Origin of the sequence: Mycolicibacterium mageritense (genome assembly GCF_010727475.1) — a bacterium.
Lineage (GTDB): Bacteria > Actinomycetota > Actinomycetes > Mycobacteriales > Mycobacteriaceae > Mycobacterium > Mycobacterium mageritense.
In genome coordinates, this window is the sequence record NZ_AP022567.1 from 7,986,723 (window position 1) to 8,006,721 (window position 19,999).

Below are 19,999 nucleotides of genomic sequence, written 5' to 3' on the forward strand. Positions count from 1 at the left end.
TTCCGGGACAGTACCGGGTGCGATGAGTTTGGTCCGCACGGCAGGTCAACACCGAGGAACCCGATTTCTCCGAGGAGCAGCCGATGACCACAGCAAAACCACCGGTAGTCGACCAGCAGACCTGGCGCGCCGCACTCGATGACCTGCGCCGCAGAGAGAAGGCCGCGACAAGGGAACTGGATGCCATCGCCGCGGCCCGCCGGCGCCTGCCGATGGTCGAACTGCCCGACTACACGCTGATCGGGGCGGACGGACCCATCCGGCTGGCCGATGTGTTCGGCGGCCGCTCGCAGCTCATCACGTATCACCACATGTGGACCGACGGTGCCGAGTGGCAGTGCGGCGGGTGCACGGGCTTCACGTCCCAGTTCACCCGGCTGGACTTCTTGGACAACTACGACGCGCGCTTCGTGATCGTCACCAACGGACCGATCGACGAGGCACTCGCCTACCGTGACAAAGTCGGGAACAAGATGGATTGGTACTCGTCAGCCGAGAGCAGTTTCGGCGCCGACATGGACGCCGCGCCCGGTGACGGCTTCGCGGTCAACGTGTTTCTGCGCGACGGCGACCGCGTCTACCGCACCTGGCACACCAACGGCCGCGGCACCGAGCAGCTCAGCCACAGCTTCGCGCTCGTCGACCTGCTGCCATGGGGCCGCCAGGAGGAATGGCAGGACTCACCCGAAGGGTGGCCGAAACAGCCGACCTTCTCGGGCTGGCTCGACAGCCCGGACGTCGCCCGTCTGTATGGAAAGGAAAACGCATGACCGACCAACGATTCGTCGTCACCCGCACCATCGCCGCCGACCCCCACGCGGTCTTCGCCGTGCTCGCCGACCCGGCGCGCCACCAGGACACCGAGCCCGGCGACTGGGTGCGCGACGCGATCGATCCGGAGCCCATCACCGCGGCAGGCCAGATGTTCGTGATCAACATGTTCCTGGAGCAGGCCGGCGGCCACTACGTCATGCACAACCTGATCACCGATTACGTGCCCGACCGCACCATCGGCTGGCTGCCCGGGCAGCTCGACGAGTCCGGTCGGCACGCGCCGGGCGGATGGTGGTGGCGTTACGACCTGGCACCCAAAGGTGACGCCACCGACGTCACCCTCACCTACGACTGGACCGACACCCCACAGAGCTTTGCCGACCAGATCGGCGGCATGCCACCGTTTTCCGAGGATTACCTCGCGGAATCCCTTGCGGCTCTTGAGCGTGCCGTGAACTGAGCCCGATCAGGTGCTGGCGTTACCGGCGCGCCACTGTTCCCAGGGGATGTTCCAGTCCCCGAGGCCGTCGGTACCCGGCAGCACCGCGCCGACGGTGTTGACCACCTCGACGATGTCGCCGCGCTTGGTGTTCTCGTAGAACCACCGGGCGTTGGCGGTGCTCACGTTGAGGCAGCCATGGCTGACATTGCTGTAGCCCTGGCTGCCCACCGACCACGGCGCACCGTGGACGTAGATGCCGCTGTAGGACATCTGCGTGGCGAAGTCGACTTCGGTGCGATAGCCGTTGGCCGAGTTGACCGGAACCCCATACGTCGACGAATCCATGATCAGGTGGTCGAACCGGTCACCGATGATGTACGTGCCGTTGTTGGTCGGAGTGCTGTTCTTGCCCATCGAGATCGGCATGGTCTTGATGACCTCACCGTTGCGGCGGATGGTCAGGGTCTTGGTGTTGTCGTCGGCTTGTGCGATGAGCTCATCGCCGATGGTGAAATGCGTCGACACGTTGCCCTGGCCGAACAGGCCGTCGCCCAGTTCCACGCCGTAAGTGTTGACCGTGACGTCCACCGTGGTACCGGGCTTCCAGTATTCCGCAGGGCGCCAACGCACTTCGCGATTGTTGAGCCAGTAGAACGCACCCTCGACGGCCGGCGTGGTCTTGACCGTGATGGCCCGCTGCGCGGCCGCCCGGTCGGTGATGTTCTCGTCGAACCGGACCGCGACCGGCTGCCCGACACCGACGACCTCGCCATCGTTGGGCAGCACGTACGGCATCGTCAGGTTCTCCGGTGAGTGCGTCTCGAACGTCAGCCGCCGACTGGTCACCCCACCGAGCCCGAGCGACTGCGCGGTGAGCGTGTACTGCTCGTTGTAGTCGAGAGGATCCGTTGTGGACCACGTCAACCCGTCGGCACTGAGCGTGCCCGCGACGGGGGCGCCGCTCTCATCGGACATGCTGACGCTGCCCAGCACGCCGTTCTCGGCACTGACGGTGACCGGCGCGTCGACCGCGACGCCGACGGCACCGTCGGTGACCGACGCGTTGACCTTCGGCACCAGCAGGTCACCGAACGGGGTTCCCTTGTCGGCGATCACGGGCGGCGGGCCCGCCGACTCGCCGCCGCCGCACGCGGTGATGGCAAACATCACAGCGGGCACCATCGCGACCACCGTCCGCCGGATTCGGTTCCGGCGCGGACGGGCCACATCCTGGACCTGCCACATATCTAGCTCCACCTCGTCGTACGACAGCTGATCATGAAAATCTTGGCAATAGTCTAAGGGACGAATCGCCGGCAGGCCCCGCAGCAACGTCGAAGCGGGGCACCTCAGGGGCCGGATTTCACGCTTGGCCGGGACGCCTGTTATTGTTCCACACGCGCGCCGTTAGCTCAGTTGGTAGAGCAGCTGACTCTTAATCAGCGGGTCCGGGGTTCGAAACCCTGACGGCGCACAGAGAAACCCCTCCTGACCAGTGCAGGAGGGGTTTTTACTCTCCACCGACGACCCGCAATTTCGGGGGCGTTGACCGCTTATTGACCACTTTTGGCGCGAACTTGTCCAGCGCGGCGGTGTTGTCCGGGGCTTCCGTAGCCCTGTCGATGTAGAACTTCCTCGTGATGTCCGGGCTGCCATGACCAAGCTGCGCGGCTGCTGCTTCTGCCCCATGCTCACGTTCGATGGCGGTCGCGGCGGTCTTCCTGAACACCTTCGGGGTGACCCAACCGAACTCTTCTCCCCGGATTTCCTCCACGTCCTGTTGGTGTTGTTCACCCAACGCGGCGTCCCCGCCGATGATGGGAACACCAACATGAACGGATAGCCCCGTTCGCGCTGCCGTATGAGCGCCTGCCTGCCGAACTCGGGAAGCTTCAGCGTGCGGTACCCGTGAACGGACTTCGGCATGGGCTGCCGCTTGCCCTTCTTGTCCACCGTTCCAGCAATGGTGATGGTCGCGGGCTTGCTCATGTCGTCCAGACCGTGAACGTCGCTCCACCACAGCGCCAGGATTTCGCCCGTGCGCTCCCCCGTCGCCATCAGAACGTCCACCAGTTCAGCCATGTCGCTGTCACGCGGGCGTCCACCTCGGGGCTGCGGCGCGTCCTGCCAGTCACGGATGCGCTGCCGAAGCTCCTCCACATCCTCGGGCGTGAGGGTTCTCTTGCTCCCCTGCTTGCGCGGCGGGCTCTCGGTCTCCCTGACAGGGTTGTACTCCAGCAGGCTCCACCGAACCCCCAGCCCGCACACCTGCATGAGGACGGTACGGACTTGCCGCTTGCGGGTTTTCAGTCCAGCTAGGTAGGTGTCACACCGCTGCGTGTTCAACTCACGAAGGCGGACAGCCCCCAGTCCAGGTATCAGAATCTTGCGTGCGATGCCTATGTAATCGTCCACGGTGTCATCAGCCAGGCTTCCTTCACGAGAGCCCACCTTGGAGCGGCGCTTTCCCTCCAGGTTCTCCAGCCAGCGCTCCACCAACGCACTCAGCGGCGATTCACGGGTCAACTCCCCCGTACTGCCGTGGACTCCCTGTAGGCGCTCAGCCAGTTTCCGTTTGAGCTTCGCCTTCGCCTGCGCGGGGTGTCCCCGTCGCCGTCAAGGGCGGGTAACACCATCGCCGCCGCGATACCGCGCCTTGGTCTGCCACTTCCCACTCGGAGTCTGCCACGGGTCAGCGATTTCCCCGTACGTGCCGATTTCCAGCGGCGGTCGTCCTGCCATCAGTCCTTCTCCCCCTTCTTCCACGTCCAGGGCGGGTTTGCCGCGCGTCGGAAGCCTTCGCTCCCAATCGTCCATCAGTTCAGCCGTTAGGGCTGTTCGCCACGTAGCCACATATCCATGTCGCGGGCGGTTTCGGGCGACGTGCCCGACAGCATGACCTCGGCGTCGGGGTCACCATCATCGGGTAGCGGCATGAGCAACGTCATGGGTGATACACCCAAAGCCGCTGCGAGAGCGGTCAGTTGGTCAACGTTGACCTGTCGCCTGCCTCGCTCGATGTCCGTGATTCCCGACGACGACATGGGGAGCCCCTGCTCTTTCAACCCTGCCGCTAGTTCCCGAATCGTCGTGTTGGTAGCGGCACGCAACCGTGCCACGTTCCGCCCGACAACCTCCGAGGTCAGCTTTTCTGCCACACAGAGCATGATACGCACAAACAGCGACAGCCTCACCGCTATACACAGAACTACTCAAATCTCAAATCCGTGCTATGCTCTGTTTTACAGAGCACTTATCAACTATTCACGGAGCAACAAGTGACCGCACCAACCAAAACTGGAGGCAAGCTCCCCAGCATGGACGCCGCGCTCGAAGCGGTGAAGACCTCCCCCGCCATTTCCCTGGCTGAGCTGGCGGTTCTCACCGGGGTGTCCTTGGCGACGGCACAGCGGCACGCCGCCGCTGGAGACCTGCCCTCCCCGCTGCGGGTTGTCCGCATGGGTCAGCGATGGATTGTGCCGAGCGTCCACGTTCGTGAGCTTCTGGGACTTGAGGTCGCGGCGTGACCACCGACACCGGTCCTATCGACGCCGCCGTTGACCGAATCTTCTCCTCATCGCTAGAACCTGTTTCCGTGCACCAGGTACCAGTGCCGATCCGTACCTGGACTCTCTTGTCTTGTGGGTGTCCGTCGTGACCGAAGTGCGGGAAGTTCTTGCGCCGCTGGCACATCCACTATCAGCGTTGCGAGAGGTTGAGTACATCTACCGCGAGACCATCAGCGCGTGGCTACGCGGCGATGAGCCTACGTCCACCGTCACCGATGACCCCGTGACCGCCCGTGCGCTGAGCGATGACGACCTTCTCCACAAGCTGCGGGAAGCCATCGACCCGCCCTCTCTGATGGTGTTCTGATGTCCTATCACGTTCTGCAACTCGGCACCGGAGACGCGGCGTCCTACATATCGACCCGTGCCGATAACCCGATAGCCGCTTCCCTCATCGAACAGGGCGCGACGGTTATCCACACGACCGATAGCGGCGACGACGCAGACCATGTGGCACTGGCTCATGGGAGCACCGAACCACCGCTCACGACCACCGAAAAGCTCATTCTGGCGGCGGTGTACGTCGCCGCTGCGACCAGCGATAGAGGAGATAACCCTTGCTGAAACGACTGGCGGAGCGGGTCATCGCCGCGATGACCCGGAGAGCTGGACTCAACACCCCGAGCCCCACGCCGCTGTCGAGCGCGCCTATCGAGTTCGACCTTGACCCTGACCCGTTTCGTAGCAAGCCCTACCGCCCCGAGTAAACCCCGCGCCTTGGGTGAGCGGCGCGGGGTTATTTGTCCCTCTGACCCTGCACCCTGTTAATGTCGCATTAGCACCAATTCGACCGTCCCGCAAGGCAACACACCGTATTTGCGACTAACGTCACACCGTCATTCATAGATTAATGTGTCTATGAATGGTAATGTAGTTGTTGTAAGGAAAAGGGGTTGCCGCCCCACACAACACAATTCAGGAGATACGAGAATGTCCGCTTCATCCGACGCCTTCAGCGATTACATGGACGACTACGGGTACGCCGAAGGCGATAGCGCCGTGGAGTCCTTCATCGACACCGCCTCTGAAGACATCCTCGCCGCGCACGGTAGGGAGATTGCCGACGCCGTGACCGACCATCTACGAGAAATCGCTGACGACATCTACGAAGCTATTGAGTGGTACGAACACCCTGAAGTGCACGCTGACGTGTACTTCTTGCCTGGCGTGTCGAAGCTCATCGAGAGCATGAGCGACTACGCCGCGTAGACCATCGGAACGGGGACTGGTGGCAGTCCCCGTTCCCCTCACCCTGGAGACCATCATGAGCACCAAGGACACCCTGACATCGGCGGAAGCTGCTGAGATGCTTGGTGTTTCACCGAGCACCCTAGCGACGTACCGATACCGAGGAACCTCACCGAAGTACACCCGCATCGGGCACCGAACTGTCGTCTACTCACGCCGCGACGTGGAGCGCTACATCAAGGCGCGTGACGCTGCGAAGGCTTGGCGGGACAAGACCCGCTAGGAAAGACGAAACGCCCCGGTTGCCGCCGAGGCGCTTCAGTACAACACAATTCAGATACGGAGATACTACCATGCACTACCTCACCCCTCTCACCGCCGCTGCGGACATCCGTTCGATGCGGACGAGAATCACCGAAATCGAGCGCTGGCGAGACACCGCTGACGACCTGTTCACTGGCATGTCGTTCCAAGCTGCGGTGGAAATCGCGGAGGTGGAAATCGTGGCTCTGGAAACCGAAATCCTTTCCTTGTGTGAGCGTTTCGGGATCAGCGAAGAGCCGTACACCGAGGTGGTGGCAGCGTGAGCGGGCACGAGAATCCCTGCCCCGAAACCGAGGCGCTGCTGGCGAAGCTGGACGCGGCGGGTGTCGAGTGTGAGGTAGTGAGCCTGGCGGAGGTGGTGGAGTCCGACATGCCGTTGTTCTTCTACCCGAAGGACTTCACAGGAGGCGGCGCTGCGTAGACCCTCACCAAGGAGACCAAGAACCGCCCCCGGAGATGTCCGGGGGCGGTTTTCGTGTAGGTGACCAAAGCGCGGGAAGTGGTGTCCCCTGCACAAATTAGTGTCCGAACCCCTCTGTGTTTGCTGTTAACGTCAGAACAACACCACAACGACGGGGAGACACCATGAAACACAAAATCGCGCTGGTAGCTGGGGCGATGGCACTCGCGGCGGGGGCATCACTGGGCGCGGCAACCACAGCGGCGGCAGACCCAGCGGGATGGGTCGGACCCTTCAGCAGCGATTGGACATGCGGGCAGCGTGCCTCCCAGATGATGGGCTCGGCAGCGCCCGCGCAATGCACGTACCGTAAGAATGATTCTCGCGGCGCGGGGTACTACTTCGTCTATCAGCCATAGCGGTGACACGTCCCCACTGCCCACCCTGACATTCGGGGTGGGCAGTGGTGTTTCCGCTGGGTACCTACTGTTCGGGAGCCTGCAAGGCGGCGGTGTAGTGGGGACACCCCGACGTTCGCTGAAATCACGTGACTGTACAGCGCTGCGCCGTACAGTCCGACCATGAACACACCTTCCGCGTCCACACCACCACAAGCCCGTTTCGGGATCGCCGTCGCGGCGGCGGCGCGGAGAGTACACCCTCACATCAGCGCGGCGTCGCACGGTGACATCGTTGCGGCGCTAACCGCTACCGCACGGGACCGGGCTGGTGTCAGTTTCACCGTGGGCGCGGGATCGTGGCTGCGAAAGCTCTACACCGGAATGAACAAGTCATGGCTCTCTGTCACGGCGGAGGACGAGTCGGGCTGGCTGACCATCGACCGTGAATCCGATGAGTACACACCTACCGCCGACACCTCGTGGAGAATGGCGATTCACCGTGACTTACGCCGCCTGATTTCCTGGGCGAACTGGCTACCGACGAGGAAGTGGGTATCGAAGGGCGGCACGCACGGGTTTTCGCACGTGGCGTGCGGCTGCCGAAGCGCCGTTGCGCTGGATGAAGAGTATGCACGTGGCGACGTTGCGGAAGTGGTTCTGGAGAAGCTGGGACGGGACTCCGCTGTGATCGACGCCGTGAACACCGAAACGGACACGGTGCTGGCGGAGGTTTTCGCCGCGTCACCCGCCAACGGTGCGGGTCCGGTGCGGTACATCATCGCGGGGTCGAGCGGAAAGCCTGTCGCGGCGAAGCTCACCGACATCGCGTTGCCGTACGCCGCCGCAACGGTGTCCTCACGCTCGGGAAGGGACACCGCGCGAATCAACGTGTATCTCCGCCGTGGATTTTGGCTACGGCGTAACCTTTAAACCTGTTGTGCCACAGCCGATTACGAGAACATCCCGCCGCTCAGACCACTTGCCACCCTCACGAGAGCCCACACGCCAGCCAAGAGGATCGTCAGGACGAGGAAACCAGCGGCGGGCGGCACAATCGCCCGTATCGGATTCCCGCCGTTTCGCCCGCCGCCCGCTTCAAACCTGCCCGTGCCCTTCTGTTTCACCCAGGCTGCGAGCATCAAGAGAACGATGAAAATTCCCACCGATACCGTGAGCGAGCCCATGACGATCCTGTCAACGAGGGCGGTCAATGAGCCGTTTGAGGTGCCATCGGATCGGTTGCCGAGACCAGCGGCGATGAGGGTCACCGATGCGGGTGTTGTGATCACAATTCGCCTCCCATGATGGACGCCTCCAAGCGGCGGTCTTCTTCCTTCGCAAACCGCTCTTTGAGTGCCTCTTTCAACGCGGGACTTCGGGGTTTCCACGTTTCGAGTTCCGTGATCGGTAGTGACGCAATCTCCACCAGGCGCTCCGAAATGTACTCATCACGGGTCAGCCGTTTCTTGGTTCCAGTGGCGCGCGGCGCGGTATCAGGTAACCGGAAACCAGCGGGAAGGTTCATCCCGCCGCGCAGGGCGTTCACCACGTCATCCGATGCGGGCAACTGCGCGGCGGGGAAACCTGCTGCCAGTGCCCCCGCTGCGGCAACCGCGAGGGTCGTCGCGCGGTATCGAGGGTCGGGCTTCCCGTCGTACAGGGGCGGTGTCCACCTCGTCCAGTTGTCAGCCACCCACTGCGCCAAGGCGTCGGTGCCCTTCTTACCGAACGCGGCGCTTCCGAGAGCTGATTTCTGCACACTCAACAAGCTCACCTCACCAACGGGCACACCTGCAACGTCGAGTTGCCGCACAATCTCCCACCACACCGAAACCCGCCGCTGCGCTGAAGGGTCAGCGGTCATGGTGCCCAAGTACGGGCGAACCATCACCACAAGGTCGGGTACACCGAAACGGGACTTCGTGATCGCCGAAACCACCTGCGCGGCGAGGTCAACGTGACGCCGCATTTCCTGTGCGGGGGCATGGTGTGAGGTCACGTCCGCCGCGTGAAGGTAGCCACATCGAGGTGGGGTCACCGTCCACCAGGCGTGCAATCGAGGTGTAGAAGACGGTCGTGTCCACAGCCACCACCGAGCGCGTCACAGGTCACCCCCGGCCCTGATCTGCTCACCTTGGATGCTTGACACCTTGTCGCTGTTAGGCGCTGCGGGGTCAGCGGTCACAGGTACCTCAGGGGTTGACGGGTCGTTGTCGTGATCCCACATACGTGGTCGAGGCTTCACCGTCGAGGTACCGCCCGCTCCCACGAAGGTTTCGTCCATCGGGTCGAACTTCTCAGCGCCCGGAAGCAGGTTCCCGTTGCGGTCGGTCATCACCACCAACTCGGTGTCCACGATTGCGGGCGTACCGCTCTTCTCCCACCCCGGCGTGGCGTTGATACCCAGGCGCGGGTAGAACCACGGCAGTGCCTCGGCGCGGGACTTCGCATCAGCCCACACCGCCCGCTGCTCATCGGTCAGCGCGGCGGTCAACGGTGTCGAGCCAGGCGAATAGTTGTAAGGAGTCTGCACCTCGATGACCCCCTCGGTTTCACGTTCGATGTACATGGCGGCACCAGGGCGTACAAGACGTGCGCCGATGCGCCGCGCGGTGTCTCGCAGCCGTTCGGGCACGAAGTCACCTTGGATCGTCCGCTCACCGGGGACACCAAGCAGCACTGCCAGACCGAATTGGTTTTGAAGGGCTACCGGGATCGTGTCCGCGTACACGTCTTGCGCCGCCAGGAGAAGGACGATGCGCGCCTCACGCCCCACCTTGATGATCTTCGCTAGGTCGTCCATGAAGGTGATCAACGCGTCCTTCTTGTCCAGATCGTTGATTTCGGACTTCATGAGCCCGAACTCGTCCAGCACCAATAGGATCGGGCTGTATCGGTCGTACGGCCGGGTCTGTTTTCTTGTTGATCGCAGCTTCTGATCGCCGCCGTTCCAACTCGTCGCATACTTCGCGCACCATGCGCAGATGCTGCCGCCGACGTGCTGACCATCCGCACATTTGGCTGTCCAGCGAGGGAGGCGTAGTCCGAACCTTCCCGTCACCGCAATAGATTTCCGCGCCCAGACCGACACGGAACCAGTCAATGACGCCGCGAACCCAGACCGATTTACCGACACCAGGCTGACCCGCCGCGATGCAGTGTCGTGTGCTCTTGACGGTCGGCATGATTTCGTTCCCTCGCGCATCGACACCAACACACCAGGTTGCCGATGGGTACCTTTTCTTCGCCTCGTCCAACGACTTGGGCGGTTCGGCGGGCAGGAACGCTATGCCTGCGGGGAAATGGCTCGGGCGTCGCGGAACTGAAGGATCAGTTCACCGTTGTCGCCATCGACGGCAACCAAGTTGCGGGCGTTGTGGACACCGCCCGCGTTGAACGCTGACCTGAGACGGTCAAGAACCGCCCCGCCGATGTCCCCTGCACGACGGTGGTCGTCGTGAGCGAAAGTCAACTCCAGTCCCTCGGGCGTGATGTCGATACCCACTAGCACGGGGACGTGCACCACGGTGCGGGGCGGCTACACGGTGCCGTAAGCACCGCGCTCCTCCAGGTCAACGTCCTTGCCCTTCGTCCCTGTTGACTCCGGTCGCGCTGAGCATCTTGGCGAACACCTTGTCGTCGCGGATGTCCGCCAGGATCGGGTACCTATCCTCCATCTCCGCCAGCACTTCGTTCACCTCAGTCGCCCATGCGGCGAAACCGTCACGTGCACCGAGCTTGCTGCGGAGGGCGCTCGATGATGTCGTCTGGCGCGATTCCACCACCAGGTTGCAGCGCCAAAACGGGTCCAGCATCCGTGCGCTTCACACCCTCCACGCTGATGTTGATGCTGGACGGCATCGGCACTCGCCAGTGCCACACGATGATGGGGTTCGTTACCGTGCGCGCCACCGCTGTACTGCGTCACCGGGGTGGTGAGAAGCCTTTTCTTCCACCTCAGCGGACTTGCGGATACCACTGACGACACTCTGCGCGTCGCGCTTGACCTTCTCCTGCTCTTTCTCGATGAGCGCGGGGATGCCGTCAACGATTTTTCGCGCCTGATCAAACTGTGAATCGGCGCGGCGGCGCTGATAGTCCTGCTCCTTCAACCCGCGCATGTAGTTGTCGCGCGCGGACGGCACGTAGCCGTTGTTGCTGAAGAGACCCATCAGAGCCACGCTCCTTCCAATGACTCGGTTCGCTGTTGCCCGCGCGCAACAGCGGCGCGCGCCTTGGCGGTCTCCTGCTGCCGAAGGCTTTCGATTGCCTGCGCCCCGCTGCGCTGAACGCTGTAGAGCGCCTCGTCTCGCTCACGTTGCGCTGCCCATACGGGGTCACCGCCTCCTCTGCCGCCTCCGCGCGCGCCGCGTCCCCAGAAGTAGAGGAATGCGCCGAAACCCCCGAAGAAGACCCCGGAAATGAGCGTCATGGCGTCGCCGCCCATCAAACCGCCAAGGAGGAACATCGCACCGATGCCCATTAGGAGGATGCCGAACCACCGCGCTGCGCCCCGCATGGTCAGTCTCCGAACTGGACGCCGCGTCCCCAGCCACTGCGGGGGCGGTCATCGGTAGATGGGGAAGGCTCGGGCTGCACAGGATCGGTGTTCAGCCAGTCCTCGGTCTCGGGGAAATCCACCACCTCGGCGTCGATGTATCCAGTTCCATAGCCACCACCAGAGTTTGCTGAGTACCCGCCGTACCCTGCTGCTGACGCCGCTCAGCTCGGGCTGCATGAGCTTGACGGGCGGCTGCCGCTGCCCTCGCACCACCGTCAGCGGCTGCACTGACGGTCGGTGAGAGCGCCCTATCCATGGGACGTGTCAGGGCGGATACCACCGCCACGAAGCCCGCCAGGACGGCGACGAGGAAACACAATCCCGCTATCCCAGCAAACAATTTTCCAGGGGTCACCGCGCCGACAGCGCAGTCCTGGAGGGTCACAAATCCGCCATCAGGTCGGGGCGTTGGACGGGTGTGCATTTGGTCGCCGTACCGCCGAGCGCGGCGCTCAGCCCTCCCAGGAGGATGGCGGCGGCGAGGCTGCCCAGCGCAATTATCGTTGAGATTCTCATGTCAGAAACCTCCGTACATTGACTGCTTGATTTGGCTGCATTCGCGGGTCGCGCGGATGGCGATGATGAAGGCGACGGTGCCCACGATCCCGTTGACCACACCGATGGCTAGGAGTACGTAGCTCATCGTCGTCGGCTGCATCGTGTGGATGTACGGATTGGTGTGCGGGACAAGCGTCGCGCTGTACGCGGCGCTGATCACCAGCCCCAGGACGAACAACACGGCGAAAGTCGCCCACCAGCCCTGCATGCGCCGACGCGCGGCGTAGATGGGGTCATGGGTCATGGGCGGCTGCCCGTATGGGTCGTGAGGGTAGGTCATCGGTTCACGTCCTCTGCTGCCTTGACCTTCGCCGCCGCGTCCCGCTCCCGCGCCACGAGCCGTTCGCGCTCACGTTCTGCGATGAACTGTCCTCGTGGCTCATCGGAACGACGGGCGCGGCGAGCCACGATGAGGACGGCGATGAGGACACCGACGACAGCGGTCACCAGAAGGACGACGGGCGACACCGTGATAACCACCCCGGTGTCAGGCACATAGTCCACTCCGAAAATCGTCCGTTCCACGGACGCCAGCGCTGCGTCGAGCTTTTCGCCGTAGGGCGCGTTGGGGTCAGCGTTCGCGGCGATGTCGGTCAGAACGTCATCGAGTCCGCTAGGACGTGCATATGAGCCTCCAGGTGGTCGGGCAGTGGAATGGGCGTGGGTGTAGGTGTGGGTGACATTTCTTCTCTCTATATAGGTCTTGTGGTGGCTGCTAATGCGGCATTAGCAGTTCCGAGTTGGACCTAGTGCCGTCTCGGTGCTAGTTATGAGGGTAGCATGAATTAGCAAATTCTCCCCTGAAATCGGCGTGTCACCGTAAAACTTCCAGACGACCCACATTCCCCCAGCTCACAGCTCCAGCGATACATGTCATCAGGGCGGGGTGGGTGTATATATCGGAGCAACAGGCAAACCCTTTCGAGAGGCTAATCGGGGCGGCTTGGATGGGCGGGAATGGGGATTGTGGAATGGCGGTGGTGGGCATATCCGCTGTCCCCGTAATGTCCCCCGTAATCGGGGACATAACAAATGTCCCCGACCCGCTCGGCTTTCAAAATGGTGGGTATTTCGCGTGTTCAGAACTAGTTTTGAAGAACAACACACCGCTTTCGCTCATGTGATGGGGACAGTTCCCGCTGTCCCCGCCAGAAGGCGGCTCGTAACGCGGCGGGTGTAGGAAAGCCAGACAGCAATCAGCCCCACGGGAGAGGTAAGTGTGGGCTGATTGGGATTGGTGGGCGGTGGAGTCAGCCCACAACAGTGAGAGCGTGGCGCTCCTCTGCTTCCAGCTCCGCCAGGGCGTCACGGATTCGGCGAGCGGGATCGCGGCTCAGGCTCACCGCCCGCGACGCCTCGGATAGATTCCCGTCCGTCTCGAAGAACTTCGATGACTCGATGAACGACTCCCGGTGTCTGCTTCACCTTCGCGCGGTCGGCAACAGCAGCGGCGAACGACAAACTGTCGATGTCAATGTCGCTGTCATCGGCAGCGTCGTTGACAGCTTCGGCGACAGGTTTAGGCGTCGGCGGCAGTGTCGATGACGGGGTGTCGTTGACGGGGGTAGGTGTCGCCAGGCTGTCGATGGGCTGTCGCTGAACCGTCGATGGTGGGCTGTCGATGACCTGTCGATGGGGTGTCGGCGGCAGTGTCGGCACTGTCGCCGCGCCCCCGAACAGGCGAATCCGCGCCTTGGGCAGCAAGCCGATTGTGGCGATGGATTCCTCAACCTTGGACGCCTTCGCCTTCTTCACCCGCTTCATCGGCTTGTCGCCAAGGGCGAAAATCGCCAGCGTTGACAGTGCCATCACCACGTCGAACATGATCGGGAACAGCCACGCAATCCACATGGACGACATCACCGCGTAGTCCCGCGCGAAGTCCAACACCGCGATGAATGACAGGGTGAACGCGGCGCTGGCGGCGGAGACCGTGCCGATGATCAGCGTCCAGTACAGCCAGCCGTAGACCCCTGTGCGGAAAGTCTTCAGCAGCGCCTCGACAAGGGCGAAGAACACAAGCGGCGGGATCGCGCCCAGCGCGCCAGCGACGATCCGCGCCGTGAGGTCGTCGTCCGCGCCAAGAACACCGTGGGCAGTATTCACGGCTACCGATGCGATGACGGACAGGATCAGGATGGCGTGCCAGACCCTCACAGCGGTGCCGTGGTCTTTCGTCTCCGGTGTCATATGTGCTTCCTCTCCAAGCAACATCAGCTAACTCCTAACCTTCTCTCCAGAACTCGTTCCCGCCAACGTCGGCTGGGGACGTGACAGGTCGGTGGTCTCCGATGTCTGCGCGCCGTTGGTGATTCGGCAGGTATGTCCGCTTGACGTTCATCTACTTGCCCACTCCGACGCGGTTCGTGGCTGCGTCCACCAGCCCCTTGGTGCGGGCAGCGACACGAACGCCCATGTTTGCTACACGTCGCCCGAAATCGTCGGATTCCATGAGCGGCTCGAAGGACACGAACACCAGTCGGCTGCGGTGGGTGGTTCGGATGACGCCCGTACGCAGTCCCAACTGCCGTGCTTCCTCGAAGCGGTCGCGCGGTGCCACGGTCTCACCGCGCAAGGGGCGGTTGGACAAGCTCTTCTTCACCTCGTTGTTGGTCAAGGTCGGGCGCTTGCCCTCCTTCACCTCTTTCGCCGCGCGGTGCAGCTTCGCTGCGATGGTGACCAGCACCTCGCGGACGGCTTCCGGTGCGTCCGAGATACGGCTTCGGTCAACGGTGGTGTCCGATACCAGGTGCTCGATGCGTTCCGTCTTGGTGTAGATGGCTCTCACACCGTCCACGGTGGTCTCTGCCGTTTTCTCCAGCGCTGACAGGCGACGCTCGATGTCCCCCGAAACGGGGACAGTTGCAGGAGTCTCGGCAGCCTCGGTCTTCTCGACAGCCTTCCCCTCGGTCTTCGCCACCGTGCGGGTGCCCTCGGGCTTCGGGGCGGGGGCGGGAGAAGTGGTGTCCCCTGCGGGGGCGGTGTTGGTCTTCGGGGTCTGCGGTATCTCGGGCTTCGGCGTCTCGATAACCTCGGGATCACTGAACGACGCCAGGTCACCAACGTCACCGCCTGCCGCCACGGCGATGGGTGCAGGTGCAGGCGTCACCGTTTCTGGCTTCTCAGTCTTCGGCACCTCAGGCACAGGGAGCGCCGCGGGTGGTCACCGTGCTATCCGTGACGGTGATGAACTTGGCGGCTTCCAGACGAGCCATCACCTCGTCCACATGGTCTGCGGTGACCTTGCGAACCTCATAACGAAACTTGTCCACCGTCATCCGTCGCCCAGGAGGCAGCACGCGGTAGACCGCGTTCGTCTCACGGCGGATGTCGCGTAAGGCTTCCGGTGTCCAGCGGTCATCGTCGGGGTGCTTGAACCACCGCGTAGTGGAGTCGCCCAACGCGGCGATGTTCTTCCGTACCGCCGCGTCGGCGGCGGCGATGGCTGCCAGTTCCAGCGACTCGGTCGGTAGCGCGGACTTACGTCCACGCATCTTGTCCCCGGTGCGGTCGGTGAGCACACCATCACGTAGTGCCACCAGTTTGTGGGCGCGAAGGTAGTTCAACGCTGTGTGGGTGGTGGGCGCGGTGTGCTCGATGCGGTCGTGTAGTCCCTCCACAGAGGGTGCCCCCGCCGCTCTCCAGTTCCAGCATGATGGCTCGGGCTGCGCGGTACACGTCGGTGTCGTCAGCTATCGCCACGCCACGGTCGCCGCGTCGGGTGACCACACCCTCGTCCAGCAGTTCGGACAGTGCCGTCACGGCGGCAGGCTGGGCGGACTGCGCGATGGACGCAACGCCACGGATTAGCGCTTCACGATGAATGTCACGGCGCGCAGCTCGGATGTCAGCGGGGTCGGGCTTTAAGAAGAGAGCCATCAGGTGTTGTCCTTTCTGTTCTTCGAGCAGCGGCGATGGTGGTCATGTCTCGTAACGTCCTTCGCGGGTCTCGCGGAGGTGCTGACGGATGGCGCTACGCACAAGGTCGTTGATGCTGTCGGCTTGCCAGAACATCGACCCGATGTCCGCGTTGATGCTCTACGTCACCGCTGCCACAACCTCTTTCACAAGGTCGGGGCGGCGAACCACCATGTACACCGAAACCTTCACGAACGGGGCGTTGTCCGCTGTATGCAGCGCGTTGCCGCACATCACGAGCGGACGCCCGCGTTCGTCCCATCCGATGATGGGGCGCTCTACGTATTCACTGTGCTCATCGTCGGTGTACACGGCGTATGCGCCGTAAAGCTCGGGGGTGTGGATGGTAGGCATTACTCACCGCCCGTCCACACCGCGCGGGGACGGCGGTGGCTCGGAACTACCGCTATCGGCAGGGTGTACGTGCCGTCGTCACGACGGACGACGCGCCCCGTGTCGGTGGCCGCGGAGAGCGCTTCTGTCAGCCACGCTCGGCTAGCCGCGCTCAACGACTGCTGGAGCTGGCTACGCGTCATAGCGCCGTTGCGTTCCAGCCTGCGGACGATGGCAGGCACTACCTGCTCAGGGTCTCGAATGGTCATTTGTCAGCCTTCCACTACTCGGAGTTTGGTTAATCTGCGTCCTTGGTAAATGGCGAACCACAGCGCGCCGTCGTATCCGGCTCGCCCTTCTGCCGCCAGAGCGCGAAGAAGCTCGCGCGCAACCTTGCGCTGCGCCGTGGACAGGTGTTGCTCGACGCCGCTCTGTGTCAACTCGCCGCGTTCAGCCAGCACCTGGTACACGCGGTCACGCCACTGGCGAACTTCTTCTCTTCCAGGGCATCCCGTACTTCGTTTGCCGCGTTCTGCTCGATACCTGGCATGCCCCGTGCCTCGGCGTCGGCTTTAGCCTGCTCTTGGCACACCGACCACACACCTGCTGCCTCGGCGACGCACACTTCCAGCAAGATGCCTGAAAGCCACCAATCCAAGTCGTCGGGCTCGCGGTGCCCCCACAGGAACCCCAGGCACACGGCTATCTTGATGCGGGTCAGCAAGAGGTGCCCTTCCATCACCAGGCGATCAGCCTCTGCCTGCTGCTCGGGGGTTTTCGCGGCGTACGGGAATCGGTTGGTCATCGCGTCCTGCTCAGCCTGAAACGCCAAAATGTCCGCCGTCATTTGAGGTGACCAGTGAACCCAGATCGGGTCCGGGAGGTCGGTCAGGTCGGCGTCCATCCGAATTTCGTGGGGAAGCACGGAACCCATCGCCTGCTGCGCGGGAGTGTTACCGAACAGCGGGAACGGAAACTCCGTACCAGCGGGCGGTGGAGCCACAGAAGGGCATTCGCTTGACGGTCGGCATTCCGTCGCAGGTACCCAGAGAAAGCGCTGAGGAGTTCCGTCCTGGCTTGCGCCATGATCTGCTGAGCGGCGTACGGCTGCACACCCCATATAGCCGCCAGTCGTGCCATGTTCGCGGGGATAGACACGTTGCGGTCGCGGTCGGCGTTGGTCATACCTACGTCTGAGCCGATCCACAGTGATCGGAGCATGCCGCCCGTCTTCGACCCTTCACGGGCGAACTCGGCGTTCAGGGTCGCCACCTCGTCGGCGTGGATGGTCACGGAATGACGGAAGAAACGGGTCAGGTGTCGAGAGGCTTACCCTCTTCGTCCTGGACACCTTCACCTCGGCGAAGGCTTTGACGATGCCCTGCCCGGTGCCGTCTGCGATGGTGCCACCAGCGGGGCACCAGTTCCTTCGCGGCGCTCATGGTCGCCGTCGCCACCTCCGATGGTGGCGATACCTCTGCCACGTAGGTGTTCAGTGAGGTGCCGCCTGCCAAGGTCTTCCCTCTTTACCGTTGCGGCGAACCAGAACCACATTCGGCGGTATCTGGCTCAGGCGGTGCGCCATCACGGCTACCAAAAGGCCCCACGGAGACATACGTCCTTCGCTGCGCGCAACCTGATGAATGCGCTGAAGTTGCGGCTTTGCGTTCCAGAAATTGGTGGTGGTTTCAATGTCGTCCAGGAGGTCGCCGTCAGTTGGCTCTCCGAATGGGTTCGGACGGTCGTACGGGTCAGCGGAGTTAGTCCGTGTTACATTTGACTTAGACATTTGAAGATTCTTCTTCGGTGGAACCCCACTTGCTTGGCGGCGGGCGGGGTTTCGTCGTTTCTAGGGCTTAGCGGTCGGTCGCGGCGTGGAGACGGTGACCCCATATCAGGAGCGCGTCGCGCGGGCGAACTAGCCACACGGTCACCCTGCCCGTTGCCCACGCGCTGGGCTGGAAGCCTTCCTGTGCGAATCGCATGGAGGACTGCGCGCGCGTGACACCGAAGCGCTGCGCCGTTTCCGTCGCCGTCATGCGCGGCGCGTCAACGTCGAACAGGGCGTCTAGTTGTGTGTCGATGCCTACGCTCACGGCTTTCCTTTCATCCCGTCAATTGTTTGCTCAGTACGTCAACGCTATCTCCAGATTTCAGAATCGCCTACAAATTCGACACCCTCGAAACAAGTGCAAATGAGAAAGTGGTGTCCCCTACCTGTGTATATGTGTAGATATCGACGTAACACCCTTCGCCATCACCGCAGCGTGAGGGCAGGGCGCAACGGACTCCAAGAAGTTTGCTGTTATGTTGACGTATACAGGCAATCGAAAGCATGTGTGACCAAGGTCACACCGAGTGCGGGCGTCGGGGGCGCGGAAGCAAGGCTGGATACCGCCCAAACCGCCGCGCGGGTTTGGGCGGCGTATGGCTGCGTATGGCGATTTCGGGTCGAGGACGCTAGGCGGTTTTGGCGGTTTTGTCGATGACTAGGCGGCGGGGGGTAGCCTTGAAAAGTGGTGTCCCGCGACGCATACCCGCAGGTCAGAGGGCATGTAGGCGATTATGGCGGTATGGCGGTATGGCTGTCTTGAGCGCCGCGAAAACCCTCCGCTAACGCGCCGCCGCTCACAACGCGGCTCACCGAAACGCATATCCGCAGCTCAGAGTATATAAATATATAAGTGTCACGTCCCCAGGTATTCATAACGAGAGCAAACCCTAGCGGCGTAGGCGATTCATGGCTGGAGTCGCCATATCGGGGCTCAAGACAGCCATACCGCCATACCGCCATAAATGCGAGCGGCGAAATATGCCTGACCTGCGGATATCCTGCTGTGCGGCATGGCTAAACGGGGTCTTTATCGCCTAAACGACCCCAGAACCGCCTACAAAACCGCCTACAGCCGCCATAACCACCCGCCATGCGTCACCCACAGCCAAGCGCCCTCTTTCCCTCCCACCACCCTCACGCCGCGCCCGAAAACCCACCCGACCAGCCGATTCAGAGTCCCGTGTGGCGGGTGACCAGGTGACCGTGTACGCCGCGCAGTCCCGATATACCGCTGACCAGCGGAAACGGGACCATATGCCCGCTAGTGGTCACATGGTCACCACGTGTTCCACAGCCGCGCCCTCCTGCCCACCACCGCCCCCCGATGGGCAGGCGACCGCCGTTCAGGGCTCTCACAGGGCACACAGCCGCGATTCCCGCATCAGGTGTCCGATTGCCCGCCGCGACCCGCCCAGTGGCTCAGAGGGCGCACAGCGCCCCTCAGCGCCACCTTGCGCATCCCCGCAACGGATCGGTTGACCGCCGCCCGATGCCTGATGTGCGCCGTCCACGCACCACGGAAGTTCCCGGTGTGCGCATGATCACGCACAGCGGCAGTTGTGGCGTTTTGATTACAACTGCCCCGAAAAGGCTGCAACTGCCCGATGCCCGAGGGCAGGTAGACCACCTCTCCCGCGACCCCAGGAAAAGTCCCCATCGACCACCCCACCCACGCCCAACGCAGCGCCCTTCACCGT

General features: G+C 62.8%; 31 protein-coding genes and 1 tRNA gene. 12 read left to right on the forward strand and 20 right to left on the reverse strand.

Annotated features, from left to right (window positions below):
- Positions 1 to 83: 83 nt before the first annotated feature.
- Together G6N67_RS38585 and G6N67_RS38590 are read left to right on the forward strand one after the other, a co-directional pair.
- On the forward strand, positions 84 to 770 hold the full coding sequence (locus tag G6N67_RS38585; RefSeq protein ID WP_036442402.1) for a DUF899 domain-containing protein: 687 nt from the start codon (positions 84 to 86) through the stop codon (positions 768 to 770).
- Entirely contained in the window at positions 767 to 1,234 is a 468-nt protein-coding gene (locus G6N67_RS38590; protein WP_036442399.1) for an SRPBCC family protein, read from the forward strand. The genes G6N67_RS38585 and G6N67_RS38590 overlap by 4 nt, the downstream gene beginning before the upstream one ends.
- 6 nt (positions 1,235 to 1,240) lie before the next feature.
- Here the strand turns inward: G6N67_RS38590 and G6N67_RS38595 are convergent, their stop codons facing one another.
- Positions 1,241 to 2,461, reverse strand: a complete 1,221-nt coding sequence (locus G6N67_RS38595; protein WP_036442396.1) for a L,D-transpeptidase — start codon at positions 2,459 to 2,461, stop codon at positions 1,241 to 1,243.
- Between the two features lie 156 nt (positions 2,462 to 2,617).
- On the opposite strand from G6N67_RS38595, the gene G6N67_RS38600 reads away from it, so the two are divergent.
- Positions 2,618 to 2,690: transfer RNA gene (locus tag G6N67_RS38600), tRNA-Lys, on the forward strand.
- A gap of 36 nt (positions 2,691 to 2,726) precedes the next feature.
- Here the strand turns inward: G6N67_RS38600 and G6N67_RS38605 are convergent.
- Both G6N67_RS38605 and G6N67_RS38610 read right to left on the reverse strand, forming a co-directional pair.
- Complete coding sequence (locus G6N67_RS38605; protein ID WP_179976790.1) at positions 2,727 to 3,014, reverse strand: hypothetical protein; 288 nt, start codon at positions 3,012 to 3,014, stop codon at positions 2,727 to 2,729.
- Positions 3,015 to 4,044: 1,030 nt separating this feature from the next.
- Positions 4,045 to 4,374, reverse strand: coding sequence for a helix-turn-helix domain-containing protein (locus G6N67_RS38610; RefSeq protein WP_163642467.1), 330 nt, complete (start codon positions 4,372 to 4,374; stop codon positions 4,045 to 4,047).
- Positions 4,375 to 4,494: 120 nt separating this feature from the next.
- Between G6N67_RS38610 and G6N67_RS38615 the strand changes: the two genes are divergently transcribed.
- The 9 genes from G6N67_RS38615 to G6N67_RS38655 all read left to right on the forward strand — a co-directional run bounded on the left by G6N67_RS38615 (position 4,495) and on the right by G6N67_RS38655 (position 8,028).
- Positions 4,495 to 4,743: a helix-turn-helix domain-containing protein gene (locus tag G6N67_RS38615; RefSeq protein ID WP_131524761.1), complete on the forward strand. Its 249-nt coding sequence runs from the start codon at positions 4,495 to 4,497 to the stop codon at positions 4,741 to 4,743.
- A 127-nt stretch (positions 4,744 to 4,870) separates the two neighbouring features.
- Positions 4,871 to 5,092 (forward strand): hypothetical protein, encoded by a 222-nt coding sequence (locus G6N67_RS38620; RefSeq protein ID WP_163642469.1) that lies wholly within the window; start codon positions 4,871 to 4,873, stop codon positions 5,090 to 5,092.
- Positions 5,092 to 5,349, forward strand: a complete 258-nt coding sequence (locus tag G6N67_RS38625) for a hypothetical protein (protein WP_036436372.1) — start codon at positions 5,092 to 5,094, stop codon at positions 5,347 to 5,349. The genes G6N67_RS38620 and G6N67_RS38625 overlap by 1 nt, the downstream gene beginning before the upstream one ends.
- On the forward strand, positions 5,343 to 5,492 hold the full coding sequence (locus G6N67_RS38630; protein WP_163642294.1) for a hypothetical protein: 150 nt from the start codon (positions 5,343 to 5,345) through the stop codon (positions 5,490 to 5,492). The genes G6N67_RS38625 and G6N67_RS38630 overlap by 7 nt, the downstream gene beginning before the upstream one ends.
- Positions 5,493 to 5,715: 223 nt before the next feature.
- Entirely contained in the window at positions 5,716 to 5,994 is a 279-nt protein-coding gene (locus tag G6N67_RS38635) for a hypothetical protein (protein WP_036436371.1), read from the forward strand.
- 19 nt (positions 5,995 to 6,013) lie between these two features.
- Entirely contained in the window at positions 6,014 to 6,256 is a 243-nt protein-coding gene (locus tag G6N67_RS38640) for a helix-turn-helix transcriptional regulator (RefSeq protein WP_036436370.1), read from the forward strand.
- A 70-nt stretch (positions 6,257 to 6,326) separates the two neighbouring features.
- Positions 6,327 to 6,560, forward strand: a complete 234-nt coding sequence (locus G6N67_RS38645) for a hypothetical protein (RefSeq protein ID WP_036436369.1) — start codon at positions 6,327 to 6,329, stop codon at positions 6,558 to 6,560.
- The gene (locus tag G6N67_RS38650) at positions 6,557 to 6,718 is read left to right on the forward strand and encodes a hypothetical protein (RefSeq protein WP_163642290.1); all 162 of its coding nucleotides are present in this window, start codon (positions 6,557 to 6,559) and stop codon (positions 6,716 to 6,718) included. Before G6N67_RS38645 ends, G6N67_RS38650 begins: the two co-directional genes overlap by 4 nt.
- A gap of 560 nt (positions 6,719 to 7,278) precedes the next feature.
- The gene (locus G6N67_RS38655; RefSeq protein ID WP_163642471.1) at positions 7,279 to 8,028 is read left to right on the forward strand and encodes a hypothetical protein; all 750 of its coding nucleotides are present in this window, start codon (positions 7,279 to 7,281) and stop codon (positions 8,026 to 8,028) included.
- Positions 8,029 to 8,048: 20 nt separating this feature from the next.
- On the opposite strand, the gene G6N67_RS38660 is transcribed toward G6N67_RS38655, so the two are convergent.
- The 17 genes from G6N67_RS38660 to G6N67_RS38735 form a co-directional block, all read right to left on the reverse strand.
- Positions 8,049 to 8,387, reverse strand: a complete 339-nt coding sequence (locus G6N67_RS38660) for a hypothetical protein (RefSeq protein WP_131524757.1) — start codon at positions 8,385 to 8,387, stop codon at positions 8,049 to 8,051.
- Positions 8,384 to 8,971 (reverse strand): hypothetical protein, encoded by a 588-nt coding sequence (locus G6N67_RS38665; RefSeq protein ID WP_163642473.1) that lies wholly within the window; start codon positions 8,969 to 8,971, stop codon positions 8,384 to 8,386. Before G6N67_RS38665 ends, G6N67_RS38660 begins: the two co-directional genes overlap by 4 nt.
- 228 nt (positions 8,972 to 9,199) lie before the next feature.
- Positions 9,200 to 10,189: a hypothetical protein gene (locus G6N67_RS38670; RefSeq protein ID WP_163642475.1), complete on the reverse strand. Its 990-nt coding sequence runs from the start codon at positions 10,187 to 10,189 to the stop codon at positions 9,200 to 9,202.
- Positions 10,190 to 10,384: 195 nt separating this feature from the next.
- Positions 10,385 to 10,603 (reverse strand): hypothetical protein, encoded by a 219-nt coding sequence (locus G6N67_RS38675; protein ID WP_163642477.1) that lies wholly within the window; start codon positions 10,601 to 10,603, stop codon positions 10,385 to 10,387.
- A gap of 67 nt (positions 10,604 to 10,670) precedes the next feature.
- Complete coding sequence (locus G6N67_RS38680; RefSeq protein ID WP_163642479.1) at positions 10,671 to 10,913, reverse strand: hypothetical protein; 243 nt, start codon at positions 10,911 to 10,913, stop codon at positions 10,671 to 10,673.
- Positions 10,914 to 10,994: 81 nt separating this feature from the next.
- Positions 10,995 to 11,270: a hypothetical protein gene (locus tag G6N67_RS38685; RefSeq protein WP_163642481.1), complete on the reverse strand. Its 276-nt coding sequence runs from the start codon at positions 11,268 to 11,270 to the stop codon at positions 10,995 to 10,997.
- Positions 11,270 to 11,617, reverse strand: a complete 348-nt coding sequence (locus tag G6N67_RS38690) for a hypothetical protein (RefSeq protein WP_036436365.1) — start codon at positions 11,615 to 11,617, stop codon at positions 11,270 to 11,272. Before G6N67_RS38690 ends, G6N67_RS38685 begins: the two co-directional genes overlap by 1 nt.
- A gap of 423 nt (positions 11,618 to 12,040) precedes the next feature.
- The gene (locus tag G6N67_RS39565; RefSeq protein WP_268951241.1) at positions 12,041 to 12,175 is read right to left on the reverse strand and encodes a hypothetical protein; all 135 of its coding nucleotides are present in this window, start codon (positions 12,173 to 12,175) and stop codon (positions 12,041 to 12,043) included.
- Position 12,176: 1 nt separating this feature from the next.
- Entirely contained in the window at positions 12,177 to 12,497 is a 321-nt protein-coding gene (locus G6N67_RS38695; RefSeq protein WP_131524753.1) for an Asp23/Gls24 family envelope stress response protein, read from the reverse strand.
- On the reverse strand, positions 12,494 to 12,721 hold the full coding sequence (locus G6N67_RS38700; protein WP_163642483.1) for a hypothetical protein: 228 nt from the start codon (positions 12,719 to 12,721) through the stop codon (positions 12,494 to 12,496). Before G6N67_RS38700 ends, G6N67_RS38695 begins: the two co-directional genes overlap by 4 nt.
- Positions 12,722 to 13,522: 801 nt before the next feature.
- A complete protein-coding gene (locus tag G6N67_RS38705; protein WP_163642485.1) occupies positions 13,523 to 14,407 on the reverse strand; it encodes a DUF2637 domain-containing protein in 885 nt (294 codons plus the stop codon).
- Positions 14,408 to 14,558: 151 nt separating this feature from the next.
- On the reverse strand, positions 14,559 to 15,326 hold the full coding sequence (locus tag G6N67_RS38710) for a hypothetical protein (RefSeq protein ID WP_163642487.1): 768 nt from the start codon (positions 15,324 to 15,326) through the stop codon (positions 14,559 to 14,561).
- A 28-nt stretch (positions 15,327 to 15,354) separates the two neighbouring features.
- Positions 15,355 to 15,837, reverse strand: coding sequence for a hypothetical protein (locus tag G6N67_RS38715; protein ID WP_163642489.1), 483 nt, complete (start codon positions 15,835 to 15,837; stop codon positions 15,355 to 15,357).
- A 418-nt stretch (positions 15,838 to 16,255) separates the two neighbouring features.
- Positions 16,256 to 16,489: a hypothetical protein gene (locus tag G6N67_RS38720; protein WP_036436358.1), complete on the reverse strand. Its 234-nt coding sequence runs from the start codon at positions 16,487 to 16,489 to the stop codon at positions 16,256 to 16,258.
- Positions 16,489 to 16,737 carry a hypothetical protein gene (locus G6N67_RS38725; RefSeq protein WP_036436356.1) on the reverse strand — a complete coding sequence of 83 codons (249 nt, stop codon included), beginning with the start codon at positions 16,735 to 16,737 and terminating at the stop codon, positions 16,489 to 16,491. Before G6N67_RS38725 ends, G6N67_RS38720 begins: the two co-directional genes overlap by 1 nt.
- Before the next feature lie 3 nt (positions 16,738 to 16,740).
- Positions 16,741 to 16,938 carry a hypothetical protein gene (locus G6N67_RS38730; RefSeq protein ID WP_163642491.1) on the reverse strand — a complete coding sequence of 66 codons (198 nt, stop codon included), beginning with the start codon at positions 16,936 to 16,938 and terminating at the stop codon, positions 16,741 to 16,743.
- Positions 16,905 to 17,372: a hypothetical protein gene (locus G6N67_RS38735; RefSeq protein WP_163642493.1), complete on the reverse strand. Its 468-nt coding sequence runs from the start codon at positions 17,370 to 17,372 to the stop codon at positions 16,905 to 16,907. The genes G6N67_RS38730 and G6N67_RS38735 overlap by 34 nt, the downstream gene beginning before the upstream one ends.
- Between the last annotated feature and the right edge of the window lie 2,627 nt (positions 17,373 to 19,999).